16 protein-coding genes and 1 pseudogene are annotated in these 16,509 nt (G+C 56.4%); 15 read left to right on the top strand and 2 right to left on the bottom strand.

Annotated elements, in window-relative coordinates:
• Together MELB17_RS06025 and MELB17_RS06020 are read right to left on the bottom strand one after the other, a co-directional pair.
• Positions 1–1,338, bottom strand: a complete 1,338-nt coding sequence (locus MELB17_RS06025) for an NAD(P)/FAD-dependent oxidoreductase (protein WP_007349274.1) — start codon at positions 1,336–1,338, stop codon at positions 1–3.
• 211 nt (positions 1,339–1,549) lie between these two features.
• Positions 1,550–2,293: a spermidine synthase gene (locus MELB17_RS06020; protein ID WP_007349273.1), complete on the bottom strand. Its 744-nt coding sequence runs from the start codon at positions 2,291–2,293 to the stop codon at positions 1,550–1,552.
• A gap of 162 nt (positions 2,294–2,455) precedes the next feature.
• Between MELB17_RS06020 and MELB17_RS06015 the strand changes: the two genes are divergently transcribed.
• From MELB17_RS06015 to MELB17_RS05950, 15 genes and pseudogenes are all read left to right on the top strand, one after another.
• Positions 2,456–3,091, top strand: coding sequence for a YbhB/YbcL family Raf kinase inhibitor-like protein (locus MELB17_RS06015; protein ID WP_007349271.1), 636 nt, complete (start codon positions 2,456–2,458; stop codon positions 3,089–3,091).
• Between the two features lie 103 nt (positions 3,092–3,194).
• Positions 3,195–4,151 (top strand): sulfurtransferase, encoded by a 957-nt coding sequence (locus tag MELB17_RS06010; RefSeq protein ID WP_007349270.1) that lies wholly within the window; start codon positions 3,195–3,197, stop codon positions 4,149–4,151.
• Between the two features lie 36 nt (positions 4,152–4,187).
• Positions 4,188–5,399 (top strand): YeeE/YedE family protein, encoded by a 1,212-nt coding sequence (locus MELB17_RS06005; protein ID WP_007349269.1) that lies wholly within the window; start codon positions 4,188–4,190, stop codon positions 5,397–5,399.
• Positions 5,400–5,415: 16 nt separating this feature from the next.
• Entirely contained in the window at positions 5,416–5,610 is a 195-nt protein-coding gene (locus tag MELB17_RS06000; protein ID WP_007349268.1) for a hypothetical protein, read from the top strand.
• 282 nt (positions 5,611–5,892) lie between these two features.
• A complete protein-coding gene (locus tag MELB17_RS05995) occupies positions 5,893–6,585 on the top strand; it encodes a TVP38/TMEM64 family protein (RefSeq protein ID WP_007349266.1) in 693 nt (230 codons plus the stop codon).
• Positions 6,586–6,697: 112 nt separating this feature from the next.
• Positions 6,698–7,525 carry a DUF547 domain-containing protein gene (locus tag MELB17_RS05990; protein ID WP_007349265.1) on the top strand — a complete coding sequence of 276 codons (828 nt, stop codon included), beginning with the start codon at positions 6,698–6,700 and terminating at the stop codon, positions 7,523–7,525.
• A gap of 137 nt (positions 7,526–7,662) precedes the next feature.
• Entirely contained in the window at positions 7,663–8,376 is a 714-nt protein-coding gene (locus MELB17_RS05985) for a rhodanese-like domain-containing protein (RefSeq protein ID WP_007349264.1), read from the top strand.
• Positions 8,377–8,394: 18 nt separating this feature from the next.
• Positions 8,395–8,622: a rhodanese-like domain-containing protein gene (locus tag MELB17_RS25425; protein WP_227498820.1), complete on the top strand. Its 228-nt coding sequence runs from the start codon at positions 8,395–8,397 to the stop codon at positions 8,620–8,622.
• Positions 8,623–8,633: 11 nt separating this feature from the next.
• Positions 8,634–9,619 (top strand): annotated as a pseudogene (locus tag MELB17_RS05980) (YeeE/YedE family protein).
• 67 nt (positions 9,620–9,686) lie between these two features.
• Entirely contained in the window at positions 9,687–9,830 is a 144-nt protein-coding gene (locus MELB17_RS24485) for a hypothetical protein (protein WP_157133249.1), read from the top strand.
• Between the two features lie 430 nt (positions 9,831–10,260).
• On the top strand, positions 10,261–10,935 hold the full coding sequence (locus MELB17_RS05970; protein ID WP_007349258.1) for a VacJ family lipoprotein: 675 nt from the start codon (positions 10,261–10,263) through the stop codon (positions 10,933–10,935).
• Between the two features lie 33 nt (positions 10,936–10,968).
• Positions 10,969–13,395 (top strand): efflux RND transporter permease subunit, encoded by a 2,427-nt coding sequence (locus tag MELB17_RS05965; RefSeq protein ID WP_007349257.1) that lies wholly within the window; start codon positions 10,969–10,971, stop codon positions 13,393–13,395.
• Between the two features lie 16 nt (positions 13,396–13,411).
• Positions 13,412–14,032, top strand: a complete 621-nt coding sequence (locus MELB17_RS05960; protein ID WP_007349256.1) for a phospholipid-binding protein MlaC — start codon at positions 13,412–13,414, stop codon at positions 14,030–14,032.
• 276 nt (positions 14,033–14,308) lie between these two features.
• Entirely contained in the window at positions 14,309–15,379 is a 1,071-nt protein-coding gene (locus tag MELB17_RS05955; protein WP_036183669.1) for a radical SAM/SPASM domain-containing protein, read from the top strand.
• Positions 15,376–16,455, top strand: a complete 1,080-nt coding sequence (locus tag MELB17_RS05950; RefSeq protein WP_007349253.1) for a phosphotransferase — start codon at positions 15,376–15,378, stop codon at positions 16,453–16,455. Before MELB17_RS05955 ends, MELB17_RS05950 begins: the two co-directional genes overlap by 4 nt.
• Positions 16,456–16,509 lie beyond the last annotated feature (54 nt).

The raw sequence follows: 16,509 nt of genomic DNA, 5'->3' as shown, positions 1-16,509 counted from the left end.
TCAGTGCAGCTTCAAACGCGGCTGCATCGCACGGCTGATTTTGTCCATCAACCAGATAACGCCGGTACGCAGGAAACCGTGCACAGCCACCTGGTGCATGCGGTACAAAGACACGTAAAAAAGTCGCGCTACCCTGCCTTCAATATACATGCTACGGCCCGACAAATTACCCATCAGGTTACCTACGGTGGTGTAGCGGCTAAAGTTGATTAGCGAGCCGTGGTCGTTGTACACAAATGGTACAGCTGCTTTGCCGTGCAGGCGGTTGCACAGGGTTTTGAACAGCGCGTCGGCCTGCTGGTGTGCAGCCTGGGCGCGAGCGGGTACCGGGCGCTCCGAGCCTGGTTGAGGGCAGGCGGCGCAATCGCCAAGAGCAAAAATATCTGTGTCATGGGTGGTTTGCAGGGTTTGCAGCACCACCAATTGATTATCACGATTCACTTCCAGACCTTCCAGTTTACTCAGAAACACCGGCGCCTTGATGCCAGCAGCCCAGATGGTCATGTCGGATGGAAGCTCGGTGCCGTCCTTCATCACAATACTGTCTTCTTTTATTTCGCTGACCGGTTGGCCCGTCAGCACCTTTACGTGCTGATGTTCCAGCTCGCGAGTTGCCGCAGAAGACAGTCGTGTGGGCAACGCAGGCAAAATACGGTCGGCCGCTTCAATCACTGAAATAGACACGTCAGACGCGCGCAGGTGGTTCATGCCGTACACCGGCAGTTCGCGCGAGGCCAGGCGCAATTCGGCTGCCAACTCCACACCGGTAGCGCCGGCGCCAATAATGTTGATGTGCAGGCGGTGTTGGCGGCCTTGCTGAGCTTCGTGGTTTTTGCGCAAAAATGCGTTCAACATCAGATTATGAAAGCGTCGGGCTTGTAACAGACTGTCCAGAAACAGACAATTTTCCTGAGCCCCGGGGGTGCCAAAATCGTTCGCGGTACTGCCTACAGAAATCACCAGCGTGTCGTAGGCAATTTCCCTTTCGGGCACGACTTCTTCGCCGTCTTCACCCATAAATGGCGCAACCACCAGGGTTTTGGTGGCGCATTTCAGGCCGCTCATGCGGCCGAGCTGAAATTCGTAATGATGTTTGCGAGCGTGGGCGCGGTAATTGATTTCGTTGGCATTGGCGTCTAAGGAGCCCGAGGCAACTTCGTGCAGCAGAGGTTTCCAGACGTGTGTCAGACTGGCATCCACCAGGGTAATGCGGGCCTTGCCTTTTTTCCCCAGTGTGTTGCCAAGGCTGGTGATCAACTCAAGGCCGCCGGCACCGCCGCCAACGATGACTATGTGGTGGGGGCTACTATCATTGGTTTTATTTCTCGGAGCAACCATCGCATCAGGCCTTTACAGAAAAGAGAACAAAGCGCTCTTGCTGCTGGCGTATAAAAGCGCTTTGTTGTCGTGACTGAGACCTATAGCAAGCGTGCGATATTAACGCGCCATGCGCCAGCAAACAATTAACACCGTGTAAGCAATGTTGCTGAGTTATTGCACTTGTAAAGACATCAGAGGCGCGGTGCGCATTATTCCAAGCGACTCATTTTTATTCCAGGCGGCTCACTTTGGCCATCAGTTTCCGCCAGCCAATCGGCAGCGTGCGCTCCAGAACGTTCAGCTTCGGATCTTTAGCATTTATGGCTTCAAGTGGCTGTTTACTGGCGTAAAGCACGGTGTTGTTGGTTTTGCTGCGGAACACCAGCAATACCGGAAAGTGTTTCTTCAGCTGGCGGAACCAGGCGTCGTTGGGTACGGGTGGGCGGTGGTAGTTCAGTGCCAGCCAGCCGTCGTCTGTTAATACGCGGGCGCAGCTGTCCATAAAAACCCGCTGCGACTGGGCAGGGCTCATACGATCGGCGCTGTACAGGTCAGCCAGGATCATATCGCTGCTGGCGTCAGGGAGTTGCTCCAGCGCAACGCGGGCGTCGGCGACGGTAACCTGCATGCGGTCGGTTTGCGGCAGGCTGAAAAATTCCCGCGCCACATCCACCACAATCTGTCGCAGTTCCACCACGTGTACGGTGCATTCGGGGTTGAGATGGTGAAAAGCACTCGCCAGCGCGCCTCCACCCAGGCCCAGAACGGTTACCCGGGCCGGCATATGAAAGGCGGCGGGCAGCATCATGGCGCGATTGTATTCGTGCACGGGTAGATGGGGTGTGCGGCGGTCTATTTTGCTTTGTTCAAAAATAGAGTTGAACGTCAAAATACGGTGTTTGCGCTCATCGATAACCAGCACGCTGCCCAGGGCGTCGCGTACGTGGTGGATAATTTCTCCTTCATTAAACATAAGGCTGACAACAATTCCATGCAGTAGTGGTTGATAAAAAAGGCATAGGCGATATGGTTGGCCTTTGTATCACAGATTCGCTGGAATTCTGCCACAATGGTGGTGAAAAACGTTGACGATCAATTGCTGACCAAAAGTGGTCAGGGCTAAGGAGGATTTAACGTGAAACTGACAGTGTCAGGAATTGAAGACGGTAACCCGGCACCAGAGAAGTTTGCCTTTGGCGTATTTAATGAAGACGATCACATGAGTTTTGGTGCTAATCGCAGCCCGGAAATGATTTGGGATCAAGTGCCGGACGGCACACGCAGTTTCGCCATTGTGATGTTTGATCCAGACGTGCCCAGCGTCGCAGACGATGCCAATCAGGAAGGTAAAACCATCTCCAAAGACATTTCGCGGGTCGACTTCTTCCATTGGCTGCTGATAGATATTCCTGCCCGCATGCGCTGCCTGCCGGAAGGCGAAGACAGCGACGGCGTTACTCCGAAGGGCAAAGAATTCGGCGGCGGCCCGGTAGGCGTGCGCGGTGTGAACAACTTCACCCAGTTTCTGGCAGGCAATCCGGATATGGCCGGCACCTACTTTGGCTATGATGGGCCGTGCCCGCCCTGGAATGATGAGATGCTGCACCATTACCACTACGAGGTACACGCCCTAGATATAGAAACTCTGGGGCTTAGCGGAGAATTCGACGGTGCTACCGTGCGTAATGCCATGAAAGGGCACGTATTGGCCAGCGCGCGAGTGACCGGTACCTATACCCTGAACCCGGATTTGCCCGAATGCCAAAGGTAAGCACTATTATCTTATTCTAAAAAGGAATAAATAAACGTGTATTAATTACTTTTTGACTAAGCCATAATGACATTCTGTTAGAACCCTTGTGTGGAGTGGTGTTATGGCCCGTTTTTTTGTTTTCTTCCTGATTATGTTCAGCTCGCTGGCAACAGCCGCTGACCGCGACTTACCTCCGCTGGTGGATGCCGACTGGCTGCAACAGCAGCGCCAGCAGTCTGAACTGGTTATTGTCGATATCCGCTCCGGGATTGATAACGGCGGCGACCGCAGCACTTTTCGCAAAGCTCACATTCCTGGCTCGGTTTATAGCAGCTACACCGACGATGGCTGGCGTGAAAGCCGTGATGGCGTAACCGGTGTTATGCCCCCGGTGTCCAGCCTGGAGCGGCTGATTAGCGGCTTGGGCATCAATAATGGCGATACGGTTGTACTCGTGCCAGCCGGAACCGGCCCCACCGACTTTGGCAGTGCTGCCCGGGTGTACTGGACTTTCAAGGTACTGGGCCACGATGCGGTGACCATTTTGAACGGCGGCTTCGCCGGCTGGAATGAGGCCGGATTTGAAGTGGCCAGTGGTGAAGGTGCCCAGCGTCCTTTCGGTGCTTTCAAAGGCGAGCTACAACCAAAGCTGCTCGCCACGCTTGAGGAAGTGGACGACGCTCGCCAGAATCAAGGCCAGCTGGTAGACGCCCGCCCGGCGGACTATTTTACCGGTAAGGAAAAATCATCGGCGGCCAAAGCTGCTGGCACCATTCCTGGTGCGATGAACCTTCCCCATCAAAACTTTCTCAGCCAGCAGGGCAAAGCCTGGTACCTGAACTCCGACACCATTGCCGGCCAGCTGCAAAGCACCAGTCTGGATCGCGACAAGCGCGCTATTGCCTTCTGCAACACCGCCCACTGGGCCGCCACCGACTGGTTTGTGCTGAGTGAACTGGCCGGATTTGACGAAGTGGCGCTGTACGACGGCTCCATGGCAGAGTGGTCTCAAGACAGCGATCGGCCGATGCAGGCGGAGAAGAAAGGTTTAGCGAAACTGCTCGACGTATTTAATTGATTCCGTGTGATGTTTTAGACAGCAAGAGAGAATGGCATGAGTGAAGTTGCTGCCCCCACTTCGGCGATTCAATCGCCCTGGCAGGTAGATCGTTTTGTTGTAGTAACAGCGCTGGTCGGTTTTGCTCTTCTGGGTGGACTAATCTGGCTTGAAACCGCACCGTTCATGGTGGCGCTGTTTGCGATTGGTACGGTGCTGGGTATCGCGCTGTACCACGGTGCGTTTGGTTTTACCGCCGGATGGCGCAATCTTGTTGTGCACAAGCGCGGCGCCGGCATGCGGGCTCAGTTGCTGCTGTTTGGGGTGACCTCCATTGTGATGGTGCCGCTGCTTTACAGCGGTCAACCCGGTTTGATTGGAGCGGTGGCGCCAGTGGGCACCTCACTGGTGGTGGGTTCCTTTATGTTTGGTTTGGGCATGCAGCTGGGTGGCGGCTGTGGCTCTGGCACCTTGTTCACTGTAGGCGCGGGCAATCTGCGGATGATCATCACCCTGGTGTTCTTCATCATCGGTACGGTGCTGGGTTCTATCCACTTGCCCTGGTGGCTGGATCAGCCCGGGTTTGACCCGGTGCCGCTGGTCGCGAGTTTTGGCGTTACCGGCGCCATAGTGCTGCAGTTGGTCGGCTTGCTATTGATTGCTCGCTGGGTCAGTCGCATTGAGCGCAAAGCCCACGGCCAGGTGGCCAGCGATGAGCTGTTGTGGAAACAGAAAGGTCAGGGTTTCTGGCGCACGCTGGTAACCGGCCGTTGGCCGTTCACCTGGGCCATTCTGATTCTAGCCGCCGGTAATATTCTTACCCTGGCCATCGGTGGGGCGCCCTGGAGCATCACCTTTGCGTTCAACGTATGGGGCGCTAAAGCACTGCAAGCCGTCGGCGTTGACATGGGTCAGTTTGAGTTCTGGCAGTGGGAATACCCGGCCATGGCTTTGAAAGATTCGCTGCTCACCAACATTCCATCGGTGATGAATTTTGGCCTGCTATTGGGCGCCATGCTGGCCGCAGGGTTGGCTAATCGTTTCAACGAAGCCAGTCGCAACAAGCTGCAAGGTCGCCCGTTTCTGGCGGCGGTGGTGGGCGGCCTGTTGCTGGGCTACGGTGCTCGCTTAGGTTTTGGCTGCAATATCGGTGCGCTCTTCTCAGGTATTGGTTCGGCCAGCCTGCACGCCTGGATCTGGTTTGCCTGCGCGTTTGGTGGGTCTTACATTGGTATTCGCCTGCGGCCCTGGTTCCGCCTGCCGAACTGACAACGGGAGCACAGTTATGAATCCAGCTTACCGTAAAGGTCGTGTTCTGGCGTTATTGGGTGCCATTTTGATACTGATTGTCATCGACCACTTGAATAGCCCGACGTTTGCGTTCAACTCAGGCCAGGGCAATGTGCAAACCGCGCTGTCGCAGAAAGACGACTCAGCCTGTGCGCCCTGTGGCGCGCCTTGCCCGTCTACCCGCGACTGACGCCAGTCGGATCTCGTGGCGGGTCAGTAAGCATCAAGAATATGCGCCATATTGTCGCCTAACGCCTTCCGATCCCAAGCAGAGAGGTTTCGCTCTGCAATGGTAGCCTTTAAGCCCGGCCAGAATGGAATCGGAGCCAGCCATATGCTTGGCCAGCTCCGCACCGCCAGCCTCGGCATAGCGGGCAGATTGAATGATCGCTCAGTAACAAGTACCGTGATGACGCAGTTGAAAATTCGAAAAAACCCTTCCCGCCTTCAACGTGGCCGGTAGAATACTCTGATGAACCGTTCACAATGGGCTTTCCGGCTCACTTTTCTGATCATAGTCGCACTCGTGATGGGGGCTATTTGGCTGCTTCTTCGTCAACTGGGTATGCCTGTTAGTCTGGCGCCAGAAGCGTTGGCTGAGTGGCTTAACCAGCAGGGCATGTCCGGGCCATTGTTGCTGATGCTGTTGATGATCCTCGCGGTAGTTGTCGGACCGATTCCGACACTGCCTATCAGTGCTGCTTCAGGGCTCGTTTACGGAGTGTTCACCGGAACTGCGATTTCAGTGTCGGGTGCCCTCGCCGGGTCTATAATTGCTTTTTATCTGGCGCGGGTACTGGGGCGTGAGGCGGTTCGGCGCAAACTGGGCGATAACCCGGTATTTTCAGCCACCGGTTCCCAGCGTTTTCTGTTCATGGCGGTGACGCTGACGCGCCTGATTCCGCTGTTTTCGTTTGCGCTGATCAGTTATGCAGCCGGTGTGACGGCAATCTCGTTTTGGCGTTATGCGCTCGCGACCACTCTTGGCATGCTGCCCATGACCTTCGTTTTTGCCGGACTGGGTCACAGCTTTGAGCTGAGCCCTTTGCTGACCGTAGTGGCCGCTGTCGTCATTCTGGTCGTCATGAGCACACTGCCGCTGTATCTCAGCAGGCGCCCCCACTCCCGACTGTCTCGTTTTTTGCATCTGGATACTCAGGCCTGAGGTTTTGAGCACCGCGTGTGTAACAGAGCGGCGTTGTCTTTGTCTGTAGCCATGATTCTGAAGTATTACTGACGAAACTGACTTGGGAGTGATTATGCGTGGATATCGATTAGTGACAGGCTTTCTTGCATGGGTTTTATTGCCGGGCCTGGTATGGGCGGATATCAATCCCGGCCTCTACAAACCCTACCAAAGCCTGTTATCCAACTACCTTATTGAACAGACACTGCTTGGTAACGGGCTGGTCTCTGCTTTTGATTACCAGGCCGCATTGACGGACACAGATTTGGCGCAGACGCTGGAACAGCAGCGCAAAGCTCTGGCGGAATTTGATACCGGAACCCTGGAGGCTCAAAAAGAGTCCGTAGCCTTTTGGGTGAATGCCTACAATTTTTTCATGCTCGAACAGATTCTTACCGAACGGCCGGATGGCCAGCTTGTTTCATCCGTCTGGGATTACGGCGGTCGGGTAAATCCGTTTGTCGACAGTGTCTTTGAGCGGGAGAACTTTGTGATTGGTGGGGTGCGCTTCAGCCTGAGCCAGATCGAAAAAGGCGTTTTGCTGGGAAAGAATTATCAATCCCGGGGCTGGAAGGATGCGCGGGTTCACTTTACGGTGAACTGTGCCTCTGTTGGATGCCCGCCCCTGCGGGACACGCTCTATACTGCTGACAACCTTGAGCGCTTGCTGGCCGAGAACACCCGGCGTGCATTGAATACCGACCGCCACCTGAAGATGCAAGGCGATACCCTCTACGTGACGGAATTGTTCAAGTGGTATGAAGACGATTTTAACGAGGCATCCGGTTCTACAAAGGCCTTTATTGAGGAATGGGCGGATTCTGCAGTGGTGGAAGGGGTTGTTGGAACATCGAGTATAAAGTTCATCGACTACGACTGGGCCCTGAACCTGCGAGCTAACTTTCCCGAATTCCGTTAGTCATTGATTGTCAAAAACTGCCCATGAAAAAGCCCAGAAATTTCCTTATAACAAAACGCTATCCAAATGAGCCTATGCATTCCGTAGGATTAAAACCATAACGGTCGTTCAAGAATTATCAGCAAAGGAGCAGCGCCATGGTTCGGATTTTGGTGATGGTTTTGGCCTTTTCCGCCAGTTCGCTGGCAATGGCTGAAAGCGACAGAACTCCGCCTCTAGTGGATGCCAGCTGGCTGGATGCTAACCTCAATCGGGATAAACTGGCGGTGCTGGACGTTCGTTCCGGCATCAATAACGGAGGTGACCGCAGCAGCTTTCAGAAAGCCCACATTCCCGGAGCCATATACAGCAGCTACACCGGGGATGGATGGCGCGAGAGCAGGGACGGCATTGTCGGGCTTTTGCCTCCTGTCACCAGCCTGGAACGCCTGATTGGCGGGCTGGGGATCAGTAATGACAATACCGTTGTGATTGTGCCTGCCGGTACGGGTGCGACGGATTTCGGCAGTGCCGCCCGGGTATACTGGACCTTCCGGGTGTTGGGCCACGATGACGTGACCATCCTCAATGGCGGTTTTGCCGGCTGGCAGGCCGAGGGGCTCGAGATTGCCAGCGGCGAAGGTGACCGGCGCGCCGTTACCGAGTTCAGGGGTTCACTCCAGCAGAATTTGATCGCGTCACTGGAAGAAGTAGAGGCGGCCCGTGGTACTCAGGCTCAGCTGGTGGATGCGCGCCCTTCGGATTATTTCCGGGGCGAGAACCAGTTGCCAGCAGCCAGGGCGCCGGGCACGATTCCCGGTGCACGAAGCCTGCCCCATGCGGATTTTTTGGGTGAACGCGGTCAAGTCTGATATCTCAACCAGGCCGGTATCACCGAACGGGTAAACCAGGCCGAACTGAACCCCGCTACCCGCACCATTTCCTTCTGCAATACCGGCCACTGGGCCGCCACGGACTGGTTTGTGCTGAGTGAGCTGGCGGGGTTTGAAGAGGTTGCGCTTTATGACGGCTCCATGGCGGAGTGGTCCCAGGACAGCAGCCGTCCGCTCCAGGTTGCCAAAAAAGGATTGGGTAAAGTCCTGGACTGGTTTAACTGAGTGGGGAAGCAATGACTGATTCCGCAGTTCTGCAGTCGGGTCTTCAACAACCGGGCTGGCAGGTGGACCGCTTTATTGTATCAACCGCCCTGGTTGGCCTTGCCCTATTGGGTGGGCTGATCTGGCTGGAAACGGCGCCATTCATGGTGGCACTGTTTGTGGTGGGCACAGTGCTTGGCATGGCGCTCTATCACGGAGCTTTTGGCTTCACTGCCGGTTGGCGCAACCTTGTGGTCAAAAAGCGCGGTGCCGGCATGCGTGCCCAGTTGCTGCTGTTCGGCGTCACCTCACTGATCATGGTGCCCATGCTGCACAGTGGCCAGGAAGGCATGGTGGGTGCGGTGGCGCCAATTAGTACTTCCCTGGTGGTCGGTTCTTTCTTGTTCGGTATGGGCATGCAACTGGGCGGTGGCTGCGGCTCCGGTACCCTTTTCACCGTGGGCGCGGGTAATATCCGGATGGTTGTGACCCTGGTGGTTCAGTCAGCCGAGCTTCGACCCCGTGCCACTGGTTCGAACTCTCGGAGTCCTGGGCGATCGGCATTCTGGCGATTGGAAATGCCTTGACTCTGGCAATTGGCGGCTCGCCCTGGGGTATTACCTTTGCTTTCAATGTCTGGGGTGCAAAAATGCTGGAGGCTGTGGGCGTGGACATGTCCCAGTTTGAATTCTGGCAATGGCGTTATCCCGCCGCGGCACTGAAGAACTCAGTACTGACTCACATCACCTCTGTCATGAATTTTGGTTTGTTGCTTGGTGCCATGCTGGCGGCAGGTCTGGCTAACCGTTTTAATGAAGCCAGCAGGAACCGTCCGGAAGGTCGGCCATTTCTGGCCGCCGTAGTGGGTGGTTTGTTGCTGGGTTATGGTGCCCGTCTGGGCTTCGGTTGCAACATCGGTGCGCTGTTTTCCGGCATTGCCTCTGCCAGCCTGCATGCCTGGGTCTGGTTCGCCTGCGCCTTCGCCGGCTCGCTCCTCGGCGTTAAACCAGAGGGATGAAACGGCTTGTGCGCGGCATTTCAGCGCCGCTTTCCGGCAACAGGTGCTGGACGATGGTGTCGGCAAGATGAACGCCTGCTTCCTGTATCTCCGTTTTCTGGAACGGCAGGGGCTGCTGGAGCGGGACGTCGAGAACAGTTACCTCAGCGAGGATGCGGTGGATGATGACCTGTTGGCACGACTGCTGGGGAATTGCATCACATCAGGGTGAATCTGAGGCAATTTGGCAGTGAGGGAGGGTGAGGGAAGTCAGCCGGTGGTGATAGGCGCCAAACGAATTGGTGGCGGCAAGGACCCATGGGGCGGGTATCGCCAGGGTTTGAAGGCACCACCTCCTTCGCCCTCAGCGACTTCGGCATACCGAAGGACCTCGGCCCTGCTTCACAGAACGTTGAAATGGATATATCTTGCGAAGGGATACGTCAATAGCCGCATCCTGATCCAGGTCTGCACTGGCGCACGACACCGGTATGCCAGCGATGGCGGCCGGTTTTTCAATTATAGCTGGCGCCAACTGGCCGCCAAACACAGGAATTTGATTGATGACATACGCAAGCCTGTCCAGATCCAGCAGAGTGACAAAATCGGCAGGCAGACTGCTGCTGACGGCTGCCATCTGTGCCAGCAGCCTTGCCTGCGCCGTGGAAAGAGACACTACGGCGCGACCGGCCGCGGCTAACAGCGCACCGATCGAGCAGGACCCCTGGGAGTCCTTCAACAGGTCGATTTATGCTTTCAACGACTTCGTCGATATCTGGTTCCTTCGGCCCGTCGCGTCTAGCTACCGCACGGTCACACCAGATTTCGTCAACCGCTCGGTAAGCAATGTCTTCCGCAACATTGGCGACGTGGTGTCGCTCGCAAACACAATTCTCCAGCTCAAGCATGAACGGGCAGCCGAAACGACTACGCGCATCATGTTCAACACCATTTTCGGGCTCGGCGGCATTTTTGATGTCGCGACCAAATGGGGCATTCCAAGGCAGCGTGAAGACTTCGGCCAGACCCTCGTATACTGGGGAGCTCCCGAGGGCAACTATCTGATGCTGCCTCTACTGGGGCCAGCGACGGTGACCGATGCGCTTGGCTACATACCGGACGGCTTAATCAATCCGGTCAACCGACTGGAGTCGCCAGAAGTATTTTATGCTTTAGGCCTTGAAATCGTCGACCAGCGCGCTGATCTGATACCCGGCGAGAATCTGATTGTCGGGGACAAGTATGTGTTCATCCGCAACGCCTACCTGCAGCAGCGTCGCCACGTCATCAACGATGGCGAGGTCCAGGCCGATCCCTTTCTCAACGATGACTTCTAGTTGCTGCAACGCTAGCCATACAGGACGGGCGTCATGACTTTCAGAATATTTGGACTGAGCCTCATTTACCGCCGCTGTCTCGAGCAGCCGCTGCTGATCATCGGCGTCTTGATCGCAGTGTGCGTGTGGGCACTGTACGCTGTTCAGAGTTTCCGCTTCGACGCCTCGGCCGACACCCTGATCGCGCGCAGCGATCCCGAACTTCAGTACTACAACAAGATCACCCAAACTTTCGGTGACGTAAGTTTTCTGGTGCTCACCGTTACGCCGGAGGATTATGAGCTGTTCTCGCCACGAGGTCTCGAACTACTCAGATCGATCGTTGACGAGCTCGTGGCGGTGCCGGACGTCAGCCATGTCGCCTCGCTTTTCGATGCGCCACTGTTGCGCTCCCCGCCGATACCGCTCGATGATCTTGCCGACGGCAAGTTCCGCACACTAGCCTCGGATGATGTCGATCTGAATCTGGCGCGACAGGAGTTGACCTCGAGCGCACTCTTCAGTGAGCTGCTCGTATCTGCTGACGGCACCAGCACTGCCGTGCGGATAGATATTGCTGACTCTGGCCAGGCTCTGGATGCAGCAGCCAAGGACAGGGCGGCGGCGCTTGAAGCCGGCGTCATCGAAGCCGTGCGGACGATCCGCCAGCACTATGCCGGGCATGCCAGACTCTACCTTGGCGGTGTGCCAATGGTCAGGGCGGACATGGTGACTTTCGTCAAGGAAGACATGGCGGCGTTTGGCGGTGTCATATTGCTGTTGCTGGCTGGTGCACTGTATCTGTTTTTCAGACGATTACGCTGGGTTCTGATTCCGCTGGCAACGACCTCGGTCACGCTACTCATCACCACTGGCGTGCTGGCGACCATAGGTCAGCCAGCAACAACCATTTCGTCGAGCTTCGTTGCACTCATCTCCATAATCACGATTTCCTTTACCGTGCACCTTATCAATCGCTACCGGGGGGTCTATGCTCGCCCCGAGATAGAGTCGCAGTGTTCTATCGTGTTCGAGACGATGCGCTCCAAGTTTATGCCCTGCCTCTACACTGCGCTCACCACAATGGTCGCCTTCGCCTCATTGCTGACCAGTGACATCGTACCGGTCATCGATTTCGGCTGGATCATGTGCATCGGCATTACGATCTCGCTGCTGATCACCTACAGCTTCTTTGCCAGCGTGCTGGTACTCCTGCCGAAAAACGAGTCCTGCGAATCGGTCATGTCCACCCCCGGCCTCACCGCCTGGTTCTCCGCAGTAGTCACCCGTTACCCGTGGCGCGTGATTGCGGCTACGTTCGTGCTGGCGGTCGTCTTGGTTCCAGGTCTGGCTTCACTGACGCTCGGCAACCGGATCGTCGAATACTTCAGGGCCGATACAGAGATCCGCCAGGGGCTGGATTTCATCGACAGAGAGCTTGGCGGCACCATTCCGATCGACATTGTGCTCAAATTCGATCCGTTCCAGGCGCTCGCCCCGGCGGCTGAGAATGATCCCTTTGCTGATGATTTTGCTGCCGAATCAGATGCGAAGCCCGATAGCTTCCCGGAGCGCTTCTGGTTCTCTCCCCAGAAGATAGCGAAAATCGATAAGCTACAACAGTATCTGAACGGCAGGGAGGCCGTCGGAAAGAGCGTCTCGCTGGCCAGCCTGGAGCGAGTTGGCCGTGGCTTCAACGAGGATCAGCCGCTGTCCTATCTGCAGCTGACAGCCATACTTGGTGCGGTGCCCGAATCTGTCCGTGCGGCTTTCATCGATCCTTATGCGTCGCCTTCTACTGGCGAAGTACGGATATCTTCGCGGCTTCATGAAACCGGTGAGCAGTACGACCTTGATTCACTGATTGGCGATATCGAGCGTTTTGCGGTGGATACTGTTGGGTTCGCACCTGACGAGATACGGATAACTGGAGTCGCCGTGCTCTTCAACGGCATGCTGACCCAGTTATTGTCTTCCCAACTGTCGACGCTTGGTTTTGTCGTGCTGGCGACCTTTATCATGTTTGCGCTGCTGCTGAGATCTCCATATCTGGGTATCGTTGGCGTGTTTCCGAACGCGCTCGCTGCGGTAGGCATACTGGCGGTCATGGGCTTTCTGGGTATTCCGCTTGATATGATGACGATCACCATCGCCGCAATCGTCATTGGTATCGGCGTCGATGATGCTATCCACTATCTCCACCACTATGAAAATGAGCGCCAGCAGGGCCTGTCCTCGCGTGAGGCTGTGCTGGCTTCTCATGACAGTATTGGCAAGGCGCTGTACTTCACGTCACTGATCGTCATTACTGGATTCTCTGTGCTGCTGTTGTCACGCTTCATGCCGACGGTCTACTTTGGCGCACTGGCGGCAATTGCCATGGGGCTCGCTCTGGTGGCAAACCTTGCGCTGCTGCCGGCCATACTCATTCTTACCGATAAACGTGCTGGAGGTGCGTATGCATTGCAACAGACAGTCTGAAACAAGGCTACATGACATGATCTGGACTTCACTCAGGCACCTGATACTCGCAGCCTTGCTGATGGCCGGCAGCTCTGCCGGCGCGGTAACTGAGGGCGCTGCGGATTTTGTCCAGCGCGTTGCACAGGACCTGCTCGACAAGGCGCGAACCCACCAAGATGAGCATGCCGACGCAGCTGGTACCTGGAGAGAGCTGTTTCCGGAGATAGACAGCATCATGGCTGACGCGGTGGCCTGGCCGACTATCAGCAGAGGCGTGGCCGGGAAATATCACAATCAGTTCAGTGAGGGCCAGAAAGAAGCGTTTTCCAGAGTTTTCCGCAAGTCGCTCGGCGAGCTTCTGGCACGTTCGCTGGCCGATCTCAGGAGCTATTCGCTGGCTGTGGGAGAAGTTCGCGGCGACGATGTGCGGGTGCAGGTTCCTGCAGTGGTGCAGACTGCCGAAGGCGCCAGTTTCGAAATCTCGTTTTCAATAGCCGCTGATAGCGGCAAGTGGCAGGTCCGCAACCTCATCTTCAACGGCGTCAATCTCGGCCTCACCTATCGCAATCAGTTCAGTGAACTGATGCGAACGCACGACGGTAATATTGATGCAGTGATCAAGGACTGGTCCGAGGTTATCGACAAGACCGGATGATACTGAGGCACTGGATTCGGAATATTCAGACGCAGGCCGGAGTTTGACTCAGAAGTGCTGACGGTCCGATTCAGCAGTGCCTCGACCAGCCTGAGCACACTGTGGGGCACCGTGTCCGTCAACACGGGATTGAGCATGTGGGATGCGATGTTGGTAACGTGCCAACGCATTGAGGACGTTTCCATTATTTTCGGGGGTTTCTGTAACTTTCATCAAAATCTTGTGTCCTGAAGGCTGAAGTTGCCGAATTTTCTGACCAAGCAAGGATTGAAGACCGTGGAATCCATCTATTACGTCCTCTGTTGGCATTGTCACCGACGTTGCAAACACTGCTACGAAACCCGCTTCCGCCCCTACGTTCGAGACGAGCTGGAGGATGTTCTGCAAGAGGCCGAGCGCAACATGCCTCAGATTGTGGACCATCTTCCCCGGGAGATAGCCTATGAGGATTGGCGCAACCCAATGCCTGACGGCACGATTCCCAGGCGGCGCAGCCGCATTATTCTCTCCGGCGGCGATGTGCTTACCGACCCGGTGCGGGAGCGTCTGCTTTACCCGGCCCTCGAAAGAATCACCGACCGCTGCCAGCACCGTGGCGGCGTAAACATTGTGGTTCAGACTACCGGAGACCTGCTGACGCCGAAAATCATTCGTGAACTCCTGGACCGGGGTGTATGGATGATCTCGGTGTCCGGCCTCGACGACTATCACGTGGGTATGGCAGGCGATCGCAAGGACACGCTGCTGGACTTCCTTATCCGCGAATTCGAGGCAGCGGGTATGCACCGCTCGGGCCTGAAGTCCGACCATCGTGAGTGGATGGACGAGGAAGGCCCCGTTTACAGCGCGTTTGGCGCCACCGATGATGCCTGGATCGGAAAACTCTGGCCCCGGGGGCGAGCCTGGGAAAACAGTCTGTCCAAGGCCAACTTCACCGACAATTTCTGCAATGCCTGGTCCGGCGGCCTCAACTTTCTTGAATATGGCCGTTCCGGTTCCGAAGTGTCCATTGATCCCACCGGGGATGTTTACCCCTGTTGCCTGAAGACCAAAAGCCCCATCGGCAACCTGGTGGAAGAACCTTTATACGACATACTCGACAGCCTCAAAGGCCATCCCGCCCTGGAGGCAATCAACGCCGGCAAGCCGGAGCGTATGGGCATCACCGAAGGCTGGAGCGTTGACCGTTTTGTTGAGGCTTCCCGCACAGAAATGCCGGATGGTTCGCCCTATCAAAATCTCTGTATCGGCTGTGACCGCTATTTCGCCCAGGTGCTCGGCCCGGTGCTGGATGATCTGCGCAATCAGCGGCGTGCCAGCCGACATGGCGTCGTGGCAGTATCATGACCCGGAATCTGAACCACGGGCAAAGCGGACTGTTCCACGCCCTCGGCGTATCGGAAACGGGCCTTGAAAAGCGCCTTGCGGACACCGTTTGGCGCGGACAATCCCTGCGCTTCCTCCCGGACACCGGGTTGGCCCACGCCCATGTGCGTCTTGGCGACAGCGGCCAGTTACTGCGTATTCCCAAACAAAGCCAGGTGGGCCTGGACCCGGAACCGCATCTGGCCCACGAAGCAAGTTGTTTTCAGGCGGCGGCGCCCTCTTTGGTGACCCCAGCATTGCATCAGGTGTTACCGGTCAGCCCGGCGCTGCCCCGGGGTGCTCTGGTGCTGGATTATGTGGAGGGTGTGCCATTGGCGTTGCCTGAGCATTTGACGCCTCTGAGCCTGTCATTGGCGAGGATACATCGTGTTGATGTGCCGCAAGCGAGTCACCGGCGCCTGAGCCTTCCTGAAGATCCGTTGGTCAGCATGATTCAGGAAATCCGGAGCCAGGCGGAATTCCTGGCGCGCGCCGGGGTGTCCGCCGACGTTCAGGCCCGGGTGCAGGGGCAGCTTGAGATCGCCACCAGACTGGTCGGCCTGGATGAGCGACCGCCAGAAAGCCTGATCACCTTTGATGCCCACCCCGGCAACTTTCTGGTCGACAAACAAGGCGCCGCCTGGATGGTGGACCTTGAAAAGTGTCGCATCAGCTACCCGGGCTTCGACCTGGCCCATAGTACCCTGTACACCTCGACCACCTGGGACATGAACTCTTACGCCGTTCTGACGGTCGACGACATCGCCTATGCGTATCAGTCGTGGGAGCAGGCTTTTGGTGTCAGGGGAGCCGATCACCGCCGCTGGCATGTGCCGCTTCGCCGACTCATGTGGTTGTGGTCAACGACCTGGTGCGCAAAGTGGCTGGCATTGTCCGGGGATACATCCGGGCCGGACAGGGGCCAGAACTGGTCTGAATCCAATAATGAAGATGCCCTCAATGCCCATGTGCGGGACCGGGCGAACCATTACCTGGAACCAGCGGTCATTGACGCCATCGTATCGGAATTCGATGAACTGGACCGGCTGCTGGCTTAGGCGGTGGCCTGCACGGCTTTTAACCAAGTAACAACGACAACGACAAACAGAGGT

The sequence above is a fragment of the Marinobacter sp. ELB17 genome (genome assembly GCF_000169375.1).
In the GTDB taxonomy this organism is placed as follows: domain Bacteria; phylum Pseudomonadota; class Gammaproteobacteria; order Pseudomonadales; family Oleiphilaceae; genus Marinobacter.
Note: the sequence above shows the minus strand (reverse complement) of the source record. Positions and strands in the feature narration are given on the sequence as shown.